The organism is Agrobacterium sp. LMR679 (genome assembly GCF_027157905.1).
GTDB classification, from domain to species: Bacteria; Pseudomonadota; Alphaproteobacteria; order Rhizobiales; family Rhizobiaceae; genus Agrobacterium; species Agrobacterium leguminum.
This window is the reverse complement of the sequence record NZ_JAPVOJ010000001.1, coordinates 515,530-532,724: the sequence shown is the minus strand read 5'-3', so window position 1 is coordinate 532,724 and position 17,195 is coordinate 515,530. Positions and strand designations below refer to the sequence as shown.

Sequence of the window (17,195 nt, the reverse complement as noted above, 5' to 3'; positions counted from 1 at the left end):
GGTGCTGGCGTCATTCGGCAATGAACGCTGTGTAATAGCTGGCGTAAGCGACGCCGTTATAGACTTCGCCCTTCAGCTTCGGCGATTGCACGTAAATGCGCTGGACGATTTGTGTGCGCGGTATGAAGTAACCCTGTTCGAGCAGATATTTCTGCAGGCTGTCCAGAAGCGGCTTTCGGTCTTCAACGGAACCTGCACCGGCGATTTTGTCGCGCAGATCGTTGAGCGTCGCATCGCGCTCATCGAGCGCAAACCAGTTCTCGCCATTGTTGGCGTTGGTCAGGATGCTGGCGACCGTGCCGGCGTCGATGAAGCTGCGCGTGACTTCATATGCGGGAACTGCGGTGCCGCCGAATTTGACCTTCTCGCCGTAGGTCACGACATCATAAGCCCTGATGTTGACCTTCCATCCAAGCCTGCCGAGCTGCTGGGCAATCAGCTCATCGACGGATTTCGAAGTTGCCAGATAAGGATTGGAATGGATCGTCAATTCCAGCGGCCTGCCGTCTTTCACCCGAACGCCATCCGCGCCCTTGACCCATCCGGCTTCGTCCAGAAGCTTCTGCGACTTGTCCGGGTTATAGGCGAGGAGATCGCTGTGATCCGTAGCGCCGGGGACGTTGCTCTGGATGAACGACGTCGCAAGCTTCCAGTCCTGCGTATAGACGGTGTCGATGATTTCCTGACGGTTGATGCCTGCCTGGAGCGCTTGGCGCACCTTCACGTCATCATAGGGTTGAAGCTTGGTGTTGACCGCCCAGCCGTTGACGAAGCCGAGGTAACGCGGGGTCGCGACGGTGAAGCCTTCCTCCTTGAGCGATTTCAGCTCCTGGGGCGAGGCATTGTAGGCGACATCCGCCTGACCGGACTGAACGGAAGCGACGCGAAGGGATGGCTCCGAAACCAGCTTGTAGGTGATGGTATCGAGATAGGCGGGTCCGGTATGGCCGACTGCGGCCGGACCCCAATTATAGTCCTTGCGCTTGACCAGAGTGACATGGTCGCCCTCTTTCCAGGACTCCACCACGTAAGGTCCGCTGCCGGCGGTCTTGCTGAGGTCGGCCTGCTGGCCGGCAGGCTGGGCGATGCTCTTCGGAGAGATCAGGATGGAACCGTGATAGCCAAGCGTTGGAATGAAACCCAGCGTCGGCTTCTTGAAGAAAACCTTGACCGTCGTCGCATCAACGGCTTCGGCGTGATCGTAGGTCTTGGGGAAGAGGCCGATCGGGTTGATCCCCTCGTTCTTGCGGCCAGCATACCAGATGTCGAGATTGGCGACGACGGCCTTCGCATCAAGCGGTTCGCCATCCGAGAAAGTCACGCCGCTTTTGAGGTGGAGGGTGAATTCCGTTGCGGTGTCGTTCTGCTCCCAGCGTTCGGCGATCCATGGGCTGACCTTGCCTTCGGCATCGACGTAAAGCAGCTTATCCGTGACATGACCCCATATGTGGCCTTGGAAACTGGAGATCGCGCTGTTGTTGGGGATCCACGTGTCGCCCAGTGAATCGATCAGAAAGGTGATGTCACCGCCATCGCGCGGCGTATCCGCAGCCAGTGCGCTCAGAGGCGCTGCTGTCGATAAAAACAGCGAGGCGGAGACTGCGAGCGAAGCCGTGAAAAGCAGCCGGCGACGCGACAGGGAGAATGAGAAAGAACGTCTTGTCATGATATGATCCTGAAAAATTCAAAGTTTTTTCGTTGCAATTTCGGCATCTCCTGCGGACGCACATGCGCCGACCGTCATTGGCAGCAGGCATGTCAAACCGTTGCCGCGCCGGCCTTTCAGCCGAGCGGGAGAATGCTTGAATTCATTGGGCAGTCGGGTCGGGCGTCGCGAGGGTTAGCGAGCGGCTCGTGGGAGTTCGCTTGGCTGAGGAGCGCGCCCGCTTCTACATATTCCAGTCATGACGCGGTGCCTCCTTGCGTGTTTATCTTGCCCATAAACTAGCAGCCGGGCGTGAGGGAGAAAGACTGGTTATTCTTTTTCTATCGATTTAGTGAATTATTTTATCGCCATTTTGCCGACTGTTTGGATTGGCGTTTCAGACGCCCTTGAATTGCCGTCTCGCTCCGGCGGTCGATGATGGTCTGGCGACGAAGACGCTCTGTCACGTGGCGTAAATGTCATGGCTTCGAAAACCCTGACGGGCGGCAAGTCGCCGGTGAAAAGCTCAATATCCACCTTCGCAATCTGGCCGGTCGAACCCTGGGACAGTTTCGAAGTGCCGATGTCGCGGGTCAGGACATTGGGATTGCCATGGATGCAGATGGCATTGTCCACTGCGGGATCCTGTGGCTCGAACCATGCACCGGTGGCAAGCTGCATCACGCCCGGCATGACGTCTTCACTGATGACGGCGCCAGCGAGACAGCTGCCGCGTGCGTTAAAAAGCCTGACGACATCGCCGTCAGCTATTCCGCGGGTCAAAGCGTCGGCCGGATGGATACGGACGGGCTCCCGATCCCTGATCTTGGTCGAACGGCTGAAATCGCCATAGTCCAGCTGGCTGTGCAGACGTTGATATGGCTGATTGCAGACGAGATGCAGGGGATGGAGGCGGGCATCATCGGGCGTCTCCATTCTTGGCGGATACCAGCGCGGATGACCTTTGCAGTCATCATATCCGAAGCTCTCGACAGTCTCGGAAAAGATTTCGATTTTTCCTGACGGTGTCGCCAGCGGCTTCGTCCCGGAGTCATGAAGGAAAGCGCGCGCCGGGCCACCGTCGTCTGGCTTGACTGGAAGGAGCAGCTCCCCTCGCTTCCAGAAGGTCTCAAAGTCCGGTGCGTCGTGGCCGCCCGCCGCAAGCGCCTGACCGGTCGTCTCGTACAGGAAGGCGAGCCATTCTCTGCTGCTGCGGTTTTCGGTAAAGGCATCGAACCTGCCAAGTTCCCGCGCAATCCCGCCGAATATCTCATAATCGTCGCGTGCTTCGCCGATGGGGTCGATCAGCCGCTTCATGGCGATCATCAGCGGATCGCGATCGGCGGCGCCGATGTCGTTACGTTCAAGCGTGGTCGTGGCGGGTAGCACGATATCGGCGTGTCGCGCGGTGGAGGTCCAGGCGGATTCGTGGACGATGATCGTTTCGGGACGCCTGAAAGCCGCCCGCAGTCGGTTGATATCCTGATGATGGTGAAATGGATTGCCGCCCGCCCAATAGACAAGCCGGATATCGGGATAACGAAGCGCGTGCCCGTTGTAATAGAACTCGGCACCGGGATTGAGCAGCATATCGGCGATGCGCGCGCAGGGAATATAGTCCGGCACGGGGTTTTTGAATTGCTGCAGCGTTGGCAAGGGAACGGCGAGCAGGTTCTTGCCGATATTGCCCAACGCGCCGAGGGAATAGGAAAATCCGCCGCCGTCCAATCCGATCTGGCCAAGCATGGCGGCAAGGACAATGCCCATCCACACCGGCTGTTCGCCATAATCGGCCCGCTGAAGCGAGTGGCTGACCGTAATCAGGGTTCTCGAACTCGCCATCTTTCGCGCCAGCTTGCGGATCGTCTCCGGAGCGATGTTGCAGATCGCGGCCGCCCATTCCGGGCTTTTGTGCTGGCCGTCCTCCCTGCCAAGAAGATAGTTTTCGAACCGGTCATATCCAACCGTGTAACGCTCCAGAAATGTCCGGTCGTGCAGTCCTTCCGTGACGAGGACGTGCGCAAGCCCGAGCATCATCGCCACGTCCGTACCGGGAATAATAGGAAGCCACTCGGCACCCGCATCAGCGGGAAAATCGTCTGCCAGCGGGCTGACTAATGTGAAACTCGCACCGCGAGCCTTGGCGCCGGCCAGTTTCTGCCGGACCGTGTGCGTACTGATCCCTCCGCCGTGGACATCGGCATTCTTGATTGCCATCCCGCCGAAGGCAAGCACCAGCTCGCTGCTGCGTTCGATCGCATCCCAGGTCACGCTCTTGCGGTCGAAGCTGTCATACGGCCCAAGCACATGGGGAATTATGACCATGGCCGCGCCGGAACTATACGTGTTGACGGACCGGACATATCCGCCAAGAACATTCAAAAAGCGGTGAATCTGGCTCTGTGCATGATGAAACCGGCCAGCGCTCGACCAGCCATAGGAGCCGCCGAATATCGCGCTCGGGCCATGATGGTCATAGACCCGCTTCAACTCATTCGCGACCAGCCTCGTCGCTTCGGCCCAGCTGACCTCGACGTAGTCGTCAGCGCCGCGTCGCTGCGCGTGGCCGGTCTCGCGTTCAAGCCAGCCCCGCCGGACGGCAGGCCGCCGGACACGAACCGGGCTATGGGCCACCGCCGGAAGATTGCCAAGCAGTGGTGATGGGTGAGGGTCATCCGGGTGAGGCTCTATCTCCAGTCGCCCATTTGCAAAGCGTCCGGAAAATGCGCCCCAGTGGGAACTGTGAGTCTTGAAGGAATTCATCGCATGGCCTCACGATCATCGACTGCAAAGTGGCAATTCTAGTTCGGCAGGATTTTCCCGGGATTCATGATGCCGGCAGGATCGACCGCATGTTTGATGAGCGCCATGAGCTCGACCGCGTCGCCATGTTCCTCGCGCAGATAAGCGATCTTGCCGGTGCCGACGCCGTGTTCTCCGGTCGAGGTTCCGCCGACGGACAGCGCGTATCGCACCATCTTCTTGTTGATCGCCGCCACTTCGCCGAGTTCTTCCGCATTGCCGGGATCAACCGCGAAGACGACATGATAGTTGCCGTCGCCGACATGGCCGAGGATAGCCGCCGGTACGCTGCAATCCTGCAGAAGTTCGCGGGTCTTTAATATGCAATTGCTGAGCTGCGAGACCGGAACACAGACATCCGATGACCAGCCTTTGGCGTTTGGCCTCTGCGATACGACAGCATAAAACGCATTATGCCTCGCTTTCCAGAGACGGTTGCGCTCTTCAGGCGCATTGGCCCACTCGAAATCCTTGCCGCCATTTTCTTCCACGATGGCGGATACCATGTCGACCTGCTCCTGAACGCCGGCGGGCGAGCCGTGAAACTCGAAAGCCAACGTATCCTCTATCTTCAGGTCCAGTCCGGAATAGGCGTTGACGGCCCTGATCAGGCCACGGTCCATAAGCTCCATGCGGGCGACCGGGATGCCAAGCTGCACGACCTGAATGGCAGCCGCCACCGCCTGTTCGACGCTCTCGAAAGAGCAGAGCGCCGCCGAGATGGTTTCCGGAATTCCGTAGAGACGAAGCGTTATTTCGGTGATGATTCCCAGCGTTCCTTCCGAACCCACGAACAGCCGCGTCAGGTCATATCCGGCGGAAGATTTTCTGGCGCGGCCGCCGGTTTTGATGATCTGACCGGTCGGCAGCACCACGGTCAGCCCGAGCACGTTTTCCCGCATCGTTCCGTAGCGGACGGCATTGGTTCCCGAAGCGCGGGTTGCAGCCATACCGCCAATCGAGGCGTTTGCGCCGGGATCGATGGGAAAGAACAATCCCATGTCGCGCAGATATGTGTTCAACTGCTCCCGCGTGACACCGGCCTCAACCGTGCAATCCAGATCTTCACTGCTGATACGGGCGATCTTCGACATGCGCGAAAGGTCGATCGAGACCCCGCCATTGACAGCCGTCAAATGCCCCTCAAGCGAAGTGCCGGCGCCGAAAGCGATGACGGGCACCCCCTCCGCCGCGCATAGCCGCACGATCTCGGATACCTCCGACGTGGTTTCAGCGAAAGCGACCGCATCGGGAAACACGGCTGCATGATGCGCTTCGCCGCGCCCATGCTGCTCGCGCAGTATCAGCGACGTTGAAAGACGCTCCCCGAGGAGGTTCCGCAGCGATTGAATGAGAGGAGGTGAGAGGTCAGGCATAAGAAAATTCCATGGGAATCTGGCAACAGAATGCTGCAACAGACTTCAAACATTGAAGGCGAAGCGCCCGCCCCGCAAAACGCCGGGACTGTCTCCGCTTTCTGGCGGCGATATCAGGCGGCGAGCTTTTTGCCCCTGAGATGACGCTCGAGGAACGGAAGGCTGTCCTGCCCCCAGTAGAGCTCATCCTGATAGCGATAGGTCGGCACCCCGAACACACCGGCTGTCCTGGCCGCCTCAAAGCTGGCCTTTTGCAATGCCGCAACCGCATCGCTTTGGCCGTGCTCATCAAGCGCGGCACTATCAAAGCCTGCGACTGTCGCAATCGCCCGGCGGACGTCCGCCTTGCCAATGTCTTCCCCGCGAACCCAGAAGGCTTCCTGAAGCGCAGCTGCCAGCTTCAGCCAGTCCTCGCCCGTTTCTATCGCCGCGGCAACCATCAGGCCGGCCGGTGAGGGATCCGAGAGAGCGGCGCGATTGTCGAAATTCAGCACTTTTCCGCGCAATGCCGCCCAGCGCTTCAAATCCCTGATCCAGTAGGCGCGTCTGGCCTCCGGCCGGTTTCGGGAATAAATGCCGCCGTTTTCCTCGATCAGCGGAATGACATGGGGGCGGATCGTGGCGCCCTGTTCTTTCGTCAGCGCAGCAAACGGTTCAAGACCGATGAAGGCCCAGGGAGAGCCGATGCTGAAAAAATAATCGATCGTCTTTGTCATTGTCTGCTGCTTTCAGTTGGGTTGATCGGTGGAGGCGGCCGTGTCGAAGACGGAGAGCGCACAGTCACGCGCAATCAGCACCGCTTTGGGATCGCGCCCGACGGCAACAGTTGCTAAGGCCCCTTCGTAGAGAAGCGAAAGATGAGCGGCGGCAATCTCCACGGTGCTGCCGGCTCTTGCCAGAACAGCGGCAAACACGTCCCTGACCTTCGCCTTATGGGCACGCGCAACGACCACGACGCGCTCGGATTCGCCATGTTCCGCAACCGCAAGAGCGAAGGCGCAGCCTCGAAAATCCGGGCTGTCGGCCTTTTCGTGGAGCTGCTCGAAGATCAACCGGATCTGCTCTTTCGGAGCCATGTCCGCATCCAGCACTTTCTCAAGCGAATAGATCACGCGCTCATGACGCGCTTCCAGATAGGCCGCAACGAGATGATCCTTCGACGGGAAATGCCGGTAGAGCGTCGCCTTTGCAACATTCGCCTCTTCGATGATCCGATCTATGCCGACAGCCCGGATGCCCTCTCGATAGAAAAGCGTGCCAGCGGCGGCGAGGATATGGTCTGATATGGCTTCTCGCATTATCGTTTCACACTGTCGTTTCAAAAGTCGCACTGCTACAGGCCGCCGCTCATGAAGAAGCGGCGGGATTGGCATGTGCCGTCCGGTCCGGGGCGGCGATGAGAAAGGTGATTGCATCGAGTGGCAGCGGCTTTGAAAACCCGCCCTGATGCGCCAGTTTTCCGGCAAGCGTTTGAACGGCTTCGTTATAGGGCGTCGGAACATTGTGAAGCCGGCCCAGCAGAACGATTTCGCCGTTGAGGAAATCCACTTCGCTGGAGGCTCCGCGCCTGAAACTCTGCCATGTCGATTGCTGGCCCGGATGAATTCCGCTGTTCGGCGCCACCCGCCAGTTCGAAATGTCGACGGTTCGCTCGGAGGGCGAAGCTAGGGTGTAGCCTGCCGCTTCCAGCACACGGCGGGCCTCATCCACCAGAGCCGCGCTGACCCTGTCGTTCAGATCGGTCGGACCGTCGAAAAGTTCGAGGACGTTGCGAACGTTGTGAAGGAGCTTCGCTGCTTTCCAGCGGCGAATATCGTCGCTTGCCTCGGCAAGATATCCTGCGCTGTTCAGGTCCGCCGCGACCTGCGCGGTTACGTCATCCTGTCCAAGCGGGAAGCGCCCGACTGTCACGATGCCCAATTGCGGCTCGCCGCCCACCACCACCTTGCCGGTTTCGGTGAACCGCGCCGGTGTCAGAATGCTTGCACCATAGACCCGGGCAAATGTTCTCAGGGCATTCGCTTCTGTCGCCAGTCCGTTTTGAAAAGTCACGATAGGCAGGTTTGCCGCTGCCGGTGTTGTCGTGTTCGAGACGCTTTGCCAGGACCAGAAGGCGAGCGCGCTTACGGCATCCTGAGCTTTCACCGTGAGCAGGAGGATATCGTCCGGCGTCAATTCCGGAAGATCCGTCAGGTCGAAAACATTCAGATCGATCTGCCGCGTCTCCGCGGGGCGCTGGAAAGTGAGGCCATGCTGCCTGATATGGCTGATCTGGGCGCCCCGTCCGAAAAGCGCATAGTCAATGCCGGAAAGTGCGAATTGTGCTGCAAGGCTCGCGCCCACCGCGCCGGCGCCAATGATAACGTAACGTGGCATCTGTCGTTTTTCGTCCTGTCTTTTACGCCCCGGATTTTCCGGAGGATTTCGGTTATTGATTGGTTCGGCGGTCGGTGCGGGCGGCGATTGAGGACGGTGGCATGATGCGGTTCAGAAGCAGTCTGGAACGGATCGTAAGGCCTTCGAGCGGTATAGAGGAAGACCGGTCATTCTATATCTACTAATTTTATAGAAAATCAGTTCCCGAAATCGGCGATTTCGGGAGAGATTGCGCTGCCCTTCGCTTTCCTCGGAAGGTGGCAGCCGCATAGGTTTCCCCAGCGACCGCCGTCACTTTTACGTCTTCGATTGTCGCCGCGCCTATCCCGTTTCATGAAGAGCCGATCTGAGCTTTCTGCCGGCGCGGCGATGAGATTGCGAGGGGTAGCGCCGTTGCGACCACCGGCACGATCAATGCGGACCATGCTGCCCCGTAGCCAAAATGATCGACCAGAAGGCCGAATATATAGGGGCCGATTGCCATGACACCCAGGCAGATCGTGGAAGCGAAGGCGATCGTCGACGCTATCGAACCTTTCGGTGCGCTTTCGGCGATCTGCAGAAGATAAAGTGGAAACCACCCGATCCCGAATATTCCCAGCACGACAAGCACGACGAGGATAATAGGTGCCGGAACGCCGATGGGCAGAGCCGCGAGGATTGCGGCAGCGCCTGCGGCAATGACGGATACCAGGCCGAAGGATTGCGTGCGAAGGCCGGGTCGGAAACGGTCGCTGAGCCATGGCAACAAAATCCGGCCAGGAATGCCTGCAAGCTGCGTTGCGGCAAACATGGACGATGCGGCAAAAGGCCAAGGCCCAATCCATCCGCCATGAAGCCGATGACGTGTGCGGTGAGGGTGAATTGAAATGCCGACATGGCGATACCAAGCCGCAATACAGGCCAGAAGCTCGGATTCTGCCCTACCTCACGGGCGAGTCTTGCCAGGGGAAGCGGGCGCTCGGTTTTTGCGGTCACATCGCCTCCCTCGCGATAGAGACCCCAGAAGAGTGCGGCGCCCATGACGGAAACACCGGCGCAGAGCCATGCTGCCGCATGCCATCCGTAACGAACCGCCATGAACGGGAGGAGGGCGGCGGCGATCATCGTTCCGAAAGGAACCGCGGCCTGCCGAAACCCTGTCGCTATGCCGCGTTTGGCAGGCGGGAACCAGCGCATGATCGCCCGCGTGCCGCCCGGTTGGACCGCAGCATAGGTGCCGCCCAGAAACGCGATGCACAAAAGCAGCGCGGGCAGGCTGTTTGCGAATGACGCCGCGCCGGCCATCGCGAGCGCCATGCCGAGCATGGCAATGCCGACAATGCGGCGCTCACCGTGAATATCGATGGCGCGGCCGAGTGTGAACATCGTCACGATCTGCACACCGTTCATGACGGTCACGGCAAGGGACGCGGATGCGAGGGAGATGCCGAATGCTTCCCGCCAGAAGGGCACGAGGATGTAAATCCCCTGCGATACGAACGAGCCGGCGGTTTGCGTTGCGACGGCGACGGCAAGGACTGCCCAGATCCGGCGGTCGGCGGCTGGCGTGAGCGAGGGAGGAAATCTGTGAAGACACGAAAAGCTCCTATCGAGAGTTTTCGTGCAATAGCGCTCGCGAGAAACCGATAGAATTAGGGGCTTGCGCATTTCAGCGATAACAGCTTGTTATGCAAAACATGCGCTCATTGGATCCCGAGGCCGTCGAGGCTTTCCTTCTCGTTGCCGAATTGCAGTCGTTCACACGGGTTGCAGGCGTGATGAACACGTCACAGGCGGCGATATCGCTGCGCCTGCGCCGGCTTGAGGACATGTTGGGGCATCGTCTCGTCGAACGGACGCCGCGCCGCGTGCGTTTGACGGCCGCCGGCGAACGCTTTCTGGAGCCCGCGCGGGCTTATGTTGCGGCTGGTCGTCGGGCGCTCGATGTCTTTGGGCAGGAGCCGACCCGCCTGGCGATCGGTTTCACGCATCATTTGATCGGGGCCGACCTGCCCCGGATACTCCGGGTGATCAGCGAGCGTGAGACGAGCGTTACGCTTCATCTGCGCACGGCCGGCACCAGGACGCTGCTTGAACTCTACGATGCCGGCGCGCTCGATGCGATCGTCGTGTTGCGGCATGACGACATCCGCCGCGATGGCGAATTGCTGATTCAGGAAAGCTTCGGCTGGTACTGCAGCGCGGATTTCGATCTGTCTTCGAACCTGCCGGTGCCGCTGGTGCTTCAACCGGAGCCCTGCAATTTGCGAGCCATGGCCCTTCGGGCGCTGGAGGCGGCGGACATCGCCTGGCGTGAGGTATTCGTCGGAACCGGGGCAACGGCGGTGGGAGCGGCTGCCGAAGCAGGGATCGGCGTCGCACTGCTGGCGCGAAGTGTGGCGCCTGCCGGTCTGCGGGAGGTGAGGGAAGGCCTGCTCCCACAGCTTTCAAAACTGGACGTGGTGATGATTTCGGCGGTCACCGGCGATCACGCGAACGCCGTGCTGCGACGGATCACCCGGGCATTTCAGTCCCCTCGAGCCTGAATGGCCTATTTTCGAATTTCGTTTTTGACCGTGATTGAATCTCATTGGCAACCTTACTAACATGTTAGGTACATGCATTGGAGGTTCGCTCTTTGGTAGAGAAAAAGAAAAAGGATGGCCGTAGCCTGAGAAATGCGGAGGGGCACGTCAATCAGAGAGACCGCGCCTATTCCAGTTTCACGGAGCACCTTCTTTCCCGCCAGCTCCGCCCCGGACAATTTGTTTCGCAACGGCAATTGGTCGAGCTTACCCAGTTGCCGCTTGCGGCGATCCGTGAGCTGATCCCGCGCCTTGAGGCCGAAGGGCTGCTGGTGACGGTTCCGCAGCGTGGTATGCAGATTGCCCAGGTCGATCTCAATCTGGTGCAGGATGCATTTCAGGTCAGGCTGTTTCTGGAAAAGGAGGCGGTCCAGATATTCGCGCGGCTGGTTAGCGACGAGACGCTGGAGGCTATCCGGCGGGAACATCTGGATATCATCGATGCCTGCAATGCCGAGCCGGACGCCAATCACGTTTCCAGAGCCCTTGTGGACAGGGCGCAGGAGCTGGATTCCCGATTTCATCACGGCATGATCGATTCCCTGCAGAATTCGATCCTCACCAATATCTACCGTGTGAACGCCATAAAAATCCGGCTGATCCGCCAGGCGCATACACAGCTCAATCCTCCGCTCGTCCTGCCCACGATGTACGATCACCTGAACCTTCTCGATGCGATTGCCTCACGCGATCCGGCCGCTGCAGCAGCAGCGATGGAACAGCACATTCACAATGCCAAAAACCGCGCGATCGCACGGTAGCCGCCCTTCTGGCGGGCTTTCCGGGCCGTTTTCCCATGCTTGGGGCAGCCACCCCAGAGCGTGACGTCAAATGAAACCGCTGCCGAATGCATAAGGGCGCCGCAGGTGGAATGTCACTATCAATCAAGGTAACATGTTAGCTATTGCGGCAGTGAAATTTTCCTGCTAGCTTCCGTCTGTCTTGAGGGAGGAGATGCGGTCGCGCAGCAAATCCGCGCCGACCGGGAGGGAGAGGTATGCGCCCGCATTCTCATCCGGGGGCGATACGTCATTGAGGAAAATAACCGAGATTTGGGAGGATATGATTGACATGAAATTTTTCAGAAACAGTCTGGCGGCGGCGTCAAAAATGGCAGCCCTTGCATCATGCGTCGTTTTTACAGGTTCGATTGCGGGAGCCGCCGATTTCAACTGGCGTTCACAGGAAGGCCAGACAATAAATGTCCTGTTCACGAACCATCCCTGGCCGAACGCCATCAAGGATATGACCAGTGAATTCACGGAAAAGACCGGCATCAAGGTTCGCGTCGAGATTCTCAACGAAGACCCGATCCGCGCGCGTCTGTCGACGCTCATGCAGGCCAGGTCATCGGATGTCGATGCCTTCATTTCGCTGAAAATCCGTGAGGGCGCGGTCTACAACAAGGCTGGCTGGTATGCCGATCTCAACCCGCTGCTGAAGGATGCGAGCCTGACCTCGCCGGATTTCAATTTCGAGGATTTCGGCGAGGGGCTGCGCAAGAACGAGATTTTCGATGGCAAGCTGACCGGCGTACCGATCAATGTCGAAGGTCCGCTGTTCTACTGGCGCAAGGATATTTTCGCCAAGTGCAATGTTCCGGAACCGCAATATCTCGAAGATATTCCCGCCGCGGCAAAAACAATCTCGGAATGCGACAAGTCGGTCAACGCCTGGACGGCGCGCGGCGTGCGCAACGCGATCCCCTATCCGATGGCGTCTTTCGTCTTCAATCTTGGCGGCGACTTCAAGTCCGCGGACAAGACCAAGCCGGGCCTGTGCCAGGAAAAGACCATAGCCGGTCTGCAGATGTATGGCGATCTTCTGAAAACCTATGGCGCCGTCGGTGCTTCCAACCATTCCTTCCCGCAGGTCGTCGAGCTTCTCGGTCAGGGCAAGATTGCCATGACGCATGAGTCCTCCAACGAATTCTCCAATATCGTCAAATTCCCCGGCCGCGCTGAAGATCTTGCCATCAAGGTACTACCGCCCGGCAAGGAGACCGGCATTTCCAAGCCCGTTGCCTTCGGCTGGGGGCTTTCGATGTCGAATTTCTCCAAACGCAAGGAGGCCACCTGGCTGTTCATGCAATGGGCAACGTCGCCGGAGATCGAGGCCCGTCTCATTCAGGCCGGTGTCGCGCCGCCGCGCAGCTCGGTCTTTGACGGTGCGGATATGAAAAAGTTCACTGACGAATTGCCGATCCGCAAGAGCTGGGCCGACGCCATCAGGCAGATCAGCAAAACCGGCACCGGCGACTACGCATCGCCGACCGACAAGGTGCCGCAGACCCGCGAGATCATCGGCAAGGTGGTTCAGGATTACCTGCTCGGCAACAATACGATCAAGGATGGCGCCTGCGAGGCGGACAAGGCCCTGCTCGCCCTGCAGTAATTCGCCGGCTCCAGGAATTCCTCCCGGGAAATCCGGTTCCGTGCTGCAAAGTCCGGAGCCGGATCCCCGGCGGGAAATATTGCTCTCCCCAATCGCTGCACAGGTCGCTGGTCAGTTTCACGGCGAGCGGTCTGGCGCGGCTTGGGGCAGGCAATTGCAGACACAAATATCATTTTCATGAGGGATCCCCGTGTGATGACCGCTCCGATGCCTTCCCGCATCTCCGGCCCCGGCCAGACCGTTCTTTCCTTTCGCTGGATGATGGCGCCCGCCGTAGCATTCGTCGGCTTGATGATCGTTTTCCCCATTCTTTATGCGATCTGGCTTTCGCTGCGCGAAAACTCGCTCGGCATGGACGACCGTTTCGTCGGTCTTGCGAATTATCTCGAGCTGCTTTCCGACGGGGAATTTCACAACGCCTTCATTCTGACATGGGTGCTTTATGGACTCGCGCTCGCCATGCAGATGGTAATCGGCACCTGGCTTGGTTTCACCCTCAACCGGGTGCGTAGCGCGCGCAATCTCGTTCGCACGGTGGCTGTCATGCCCTTCATGATGCCGCCGGTGGTCGTGGGCATGATGGCTATCGTCATTCTCGATCCGGCCGTCGGCGTTGCGAACTGGCTGCTCGGGGAGGTGGGGATCGGCCCGAGCCTCTGGCTCGCCGATCCCAAGTGGGTCCTTCTGACGGTTGCCGCCGTCGACACCTGGCAATGGTCGCCGCTGATCGGACTTCTGGTTCTGGGCGGCCTTCAATCCCTGCCGACAAAGGTGTTCGAGGCGGCGGAGATCGATGGCGTGATCGGCTGGAAGAGGCTCGTTCACATCACCCTGCCGTTGCTTGCACCGACGCTGCTGTCCGCCGCGATCCTGCGGTCGGTCGATCTGCTGCGTTTCTTCGACGTGATCTACATCACCACGCGCGGCGGGCCGGGCAACGCGTCGACTACGCTCAATATCTATGCCTACCAGCAGGGTTTCGAGTTTTCCCGTTTCGGCTACGCCTCGGCCGGCATGATCACGCTCGCGGCCGTCGTCATGGTCACCGTCGTCGCCTTTTCCCGGCTGCGACAGGCCGTCACCTGGTAAATCGAGGAGGAATTTTCATGCACGAACACGAGGCATATCAGCCTTCCCTTGCCGAAAGACTGCGCGGCGGCCTGAGCACCGCCATTCTGGTCATCGCCGCGATCACCCCGATCCTCTGGATGATCCTGTCGTCCTTCAAGGATCGTTATGAGGTGACGAAGCTGCCACCGAGCCTCTTTTTCACACCCACACTGGACAATTACCGCCAGCTTTTCGAGCGCACGGAATTTCTCTCCAATACACTGAATTCGCTCATCGTTTCGACGGGTGCGACATTGCTCGGCATCCTGCTCGCATTTCCGGCGGCCTTTGCGGTCTCCTGGCATCGCACCACATGGCCCGCGACACTGGCGCTGTTTTCACGCATGGCGCCGGGCACGCTGTTCCTGCTGCCCTGGTTCATCATCTTTTCCGAACTCGGGCTTGTCGGTTCCTACACGGTGTTGATCCTGACCCATGCCGTCATCGCCATGCCGGTCGCTCTCTGGACGATGCTGCCCTATTTCGACGCCATGCCGCGCGAACTGGTGGAAGCCGCCCAGATGGACGGTTGCCGTCCGCTGTCGGTGCTCTGGCGCATCGTTCTTCCGGTGGTCATGCCAGGCGTGGTGGTATCATCCATTCTCTGCTTCATCTTCACCTGGAACTATTTCCTGTTCGCTCTGGCGCTCTCCGGCTTCGACACCAAGACCGCCATCGTCGCGTCGTTCAATTTCATCGGCGAGGGCGTCACCAACTGGGGCGCGCTGATGGCCGCCGCAACCATGATCGCTCTTCCGCCGCTCATTCTTACCCTGCTCGTCCAGCGCCGCCTTGTCGCGGGCCTGTCCGCAGGGGCAGTCAAAGGATAATTCCATGGCCACTCTTTCCATCCAGAACGTCGTCAAGGCTTACGGCGCGCACCGTGTCATCCATGGCCTCTCCTTTGATATTGTCGATGGCGAATTCATTGTCTTCGTCGGTCCTTCCGGCTGCGGAAAATCGACGCTGCTGCGCATGATTGCCGGCCTCGAGAATTTTCAGGAAGGTTCGATCTCCATTGACGGAACGGTCGTCAACAGGCTTCGTCCCTGGGAACGGGATGTGGCGATGGTGTTTCAGGAATATGCGCTTTATCCGCATATGACCGTGGAAAAGAACATCGGCTTTGCCCTGCGGATGAACGGTGTGCCGGAGGCGCAGGTGAAGCAGCGCGTCGAAGACGTGTCGCGCACCCTGCAGCTCACCCATCTGCTGAAGCGACGCCCGCGCGAACTTTCCGGTGGCCAGCGCCAGCGTGTGGCGATGGGGCGCGCCATGGTGCGCGGACCGAAGGTTTTTCTCTTTGATGAGCCGCTCTCCAATCTCGACGCGCAACTGCGTGTCGATCTGCGTGCGGAAATCAAGCAGCTCCACCAGCGGCTCGGCAGCACCATGATCTATGTCACCCACGATCAGGTGGAAGCCATGACCATGGCCGATCGTATCGTCGTGCTGAAAGACGGTCACATCCAGCAGATCGGTGCGCCGCAGGAGCTTTACCGCAACCCGAGAACCCGCTTCGTCGCCGGTTTTATCGGCGCGCCGGCCATGAATTTCCTGCCCGTGCAGCTTTCGAATGGGGTCGCAACCCTGCCGGATGGCACGCGCATCCCCGTTTCTGTCGAACGCCGGGACTATGAAGGCGCAGCGGAACTCGGCGTGCGGCCAGAACATCTTTCGCTGGATTCGGCCCATCGGGCTTCGTCGTCCGCCACGATTTCCGGTCCCGTTCAACTGATCGAACCATTGGGGGCCGACACGCTCGCCTTGCTGGATATTGCCGGCAACCGGCTGAATTGCCGCCTGCCGGGCGATATGGCGCCTGCGCCGGGCGAGATCCTGACCGTGAGTTTCGATCCCGATCGCTGCGTTCTGTTCGATCAGGCCGGTGCACGTATTTAATTCCGATTTTCCGAGAGACACTGAAATGAGCAAGACCGTACTGGTAACGGCAACGAATTATTCCCGCTATTGCGCGGACGCCAAGGCGATGCTGGAGGCGGAAGGTATCGACGTCGTTGAAAACGGCTTCGGGCGGCCGATGACATTTGACGAATTATCGGCAAGACTTGGCGATGTCGATGCCGTTATCGCCGGTGTCGACACATGGAACGACCGTGTTTTCCACCTTGCCCCGCGACTGAAGGCGATCGCGCGTTTTGGTGTCGGTGTCGACAATATCGATATCGATGCGGCCCACCAGCATGGCATTGCGGTGACGAATGCGCCGGGCGGCAATGCCAATGCGGTGGCCGAACTGACGCTCGGGCTGATCCTTTCGGCAATGCGCCGGATACCCTATCTGCACGATGCCTTGCGCGGTGGCGCGTGGGACCGGTTCGTCGGGCAGGAACTGATCGGCCGTCGTGTCGGTCTCCTCGGTTTCGGTAACATCGCCCGCAAGATCGCGCGCAAACTCTCCGGTTTCGAGGTGGAGGTGATCGCTTACGACAAGTTTCCCGACCAGACTGCCGCAACGAAGCTTGGTGTGCGGATGTGCGAGATGGATGAGGTGCTTTCGTCTTCCGACATTCTCGTGATGATGATGCCGAGCCTGCCGGAGACACGCCGCCTCATGGATGCCGGCCGTTTTGCCCGGATGAAACCCGGCTCGATTTTCATAAACACGGCGCGTGGCGCCCTTGTGGATGAGAAGGCGCTTTACGACGCCATCGTCAGCGGCCATCTTCAGGCAGCGGCGATCGATGTCTATGAGATGGAGCCTGCCTTGCCCGATAATCCGCTCTTCACCCTGCCGCAGATCGTCACTACGCCGCATACGGCAGCGGAAACCTACGAAACCTACACCTCCATCGGCCGGATTACCGCCGAGGCCGTGATCGATGTGCTCGCGAACCGCCAGCCACGCAACCAGCTCTGACCCACGCCGGCAAGGCTTCCGCATTGGAATACCGGAACCACATA

Annotated in this window: 13 protein-coding genes and 1 pseudogene; 7 read left to right on the top strand and 7 right to left on the bottom strand. The window is 59.4% G+C overall.

Annotated features, from left to right (window positions below; translation table 11 throughout):
* Positions 1–10 precede the first annotated feature (10 nt).
* The 7 genes and pseudogenes from O3W47_RS02405 to O3W47_RS02375 form a co-directional block, all read right to left on the bottom strand.
* Positions 11–1,666, bottom strand: a complete 1,656-nt coding sequence (locus O3W47_RS02405) for an ABC transporter substrate-binding protein (protein WP_269312867.1) — start codon at positions 1,664–1,666, stop codon at positions 11–13.
* A gap of 336 nt (positions 1,667–2,002) precedes the next feature.
* The gene (locus O3W47_RS02400) at positions 2,003–4,408 is read right to left on the bottom strand and encodes a molybdopterin-dependent oxidoreductase (protein ID WP_269312866.1); all 2,406 of its coding nucleotides are present in this window, start codon (positions 4,406–4,408) and stop codon (positions 2,003–2,005) included.
* 38 nt (positions 4,409–4,446) lie between these two features.
* A complete protein-coding gene (locus O3W47_RS02395; protein WP_269312865.1) occupies positions 4,447–5,823 on the bottom strand; it encodes an FAD-binding oxidoreductase in 1,377 nt (458 codons plus the stop codon).
* A gap of 113 nt (positions 5,824–5,936) precedes the next feature.
* Entirely contained in the window at positions 5,937–6,539 is a 603-nt protein-coding gene (locus tag O3W47_RS02390; RefSeq protein WP_137454401.1) for a 2-hydroxychromene-2-carboxylate isomerase, read from the bottom strand.
* Between the two features lie 12 nt (positions 6,540–6,551).
* Complete coding sequence (locus O3W47_RS02385; RefSeq protein WP_137454400.1) at positions 6,552–7,121, bottom strand: TetR/AcrR family transcriptional regulator; 570 nt, start codon at positions 7,119–7,121, stop codon at positions 6,552–6,554.
* Between the two features lie 49 nt (positions 7,122–7,170).
* Positions 7,171–8,199 (bottom strand): ketopantoate reductase family protein, encoded by a 1,029-nt coding sequence (locus tag O3W47_RS02380; protein ID WP_137454399.1) that lies wholly within the window; start codon positions 8,197–8,199, stop codon positions 7,171–7,173.
* A 331-nt stretch (positions 8,200–8,530) separates the two neighbouring features.
* Positions 8,531–9,849 (bottom strand): annotated as a pseudogene (locus O3W47_RS02375) (MFS transporter).
* Positions 9,850–9,869: 20 nt separating this feature from the next.
* On the opposite strand from O3W47_RS02375, the gene O3W47_RS02370 reads away from it, so the two are divergent.
* The 7 genes from O3W47_RS02370 to O3W47_RS02340 all read left to right on the top strand — a co-directional run bounded on the left by O3W47_RS02370 (position 9,870) and on the right by O3W47_RS02340 (position 17,151).
* Positions 9,870–10,727 (top strand): LysR family transcriptional regulator, encoded by an 858-nt coding sequence (locus O3W47_RS02370; RefSeq protein ID WP_137454397.1) that lies wholly within the window; start codon positions 9,870–9,872, stop codon positions 10,725–10,727.
* Between the two features lie 92 nt (positions 10,728–10,819).
* Positions 10,820–11,527 carry a GntR family transcriptional regulator gene (locus tag O3W47_RS02365; protein ID WP_137454396.1) on the top strand — a complete coding sequence of 236 codons (708 nt, stop codon included), beginning with the start codon at positions 10,820–10,822 and terminating at the stop codon, positions 11,525–11,527.
* Positions 11,528–11,837: 310 nt separating this feature from the next.
* Positions 11,838–13,160 carry an ABC transporter substrate-binding protein gene (locus O3W47_RS02360; RefSeq protein WP_269312863.1) on the top strand — a complete coding sequence of 441 codons (1,323 nt, stop codon included), beginning with the start codon at positions 11,838–11,840 and terminating at the stop codon, positions 13,158–13,160.
* 195 nt (positions 13,161–13,355) lie between these two features.
* Entirely contained in the window at positions 13,356–14,249 is an 894-nt protein-coding gene (locus tag O3W47_RS02355) for a carbohydrate ABC transporter permease (RefSeq protein WP_020812375.1), read from the top strand.
* Positions 14,250–14,266: 17 nt separating this feature from the next.
* A complete protein-coding gene (locus tag O3W47_RS02350; RefSeq protein ID WP_020812374.1) occupies positions 14,267–15,100 on the top strand; it encodes a carbohydrate ABC transporter permease in 834 nt (277 codons plus the stop codon).
* A 4-nt stretch (positions 15,101–15,104) separates the two neighbouring features.
* Complete coding sequence (locus O3W47_RS02345) at positions 15,105–16,172, top strand: ABC transporter ATP-binding protein (RefSeq protein WP_137454394.1); 1,068 nt, start codon at positions 15,105–15,107, stop codon at positions 16,170–16,172.
* 25 nt (positions 16,173–16,197) lie between these two features.
* Complete coding sequence (locus tag O3W47_RS02340) at positions 16,198–17,151, top strand: phosphoglycerate dehydrogenase (protein ID WP_269312862.1); 954 nt, start codon at positions 16,198–16,200, stop codon at positions 17,149–17,151.
* Positions 17,152–17,195: the final 44 nt, after the last annotated feature.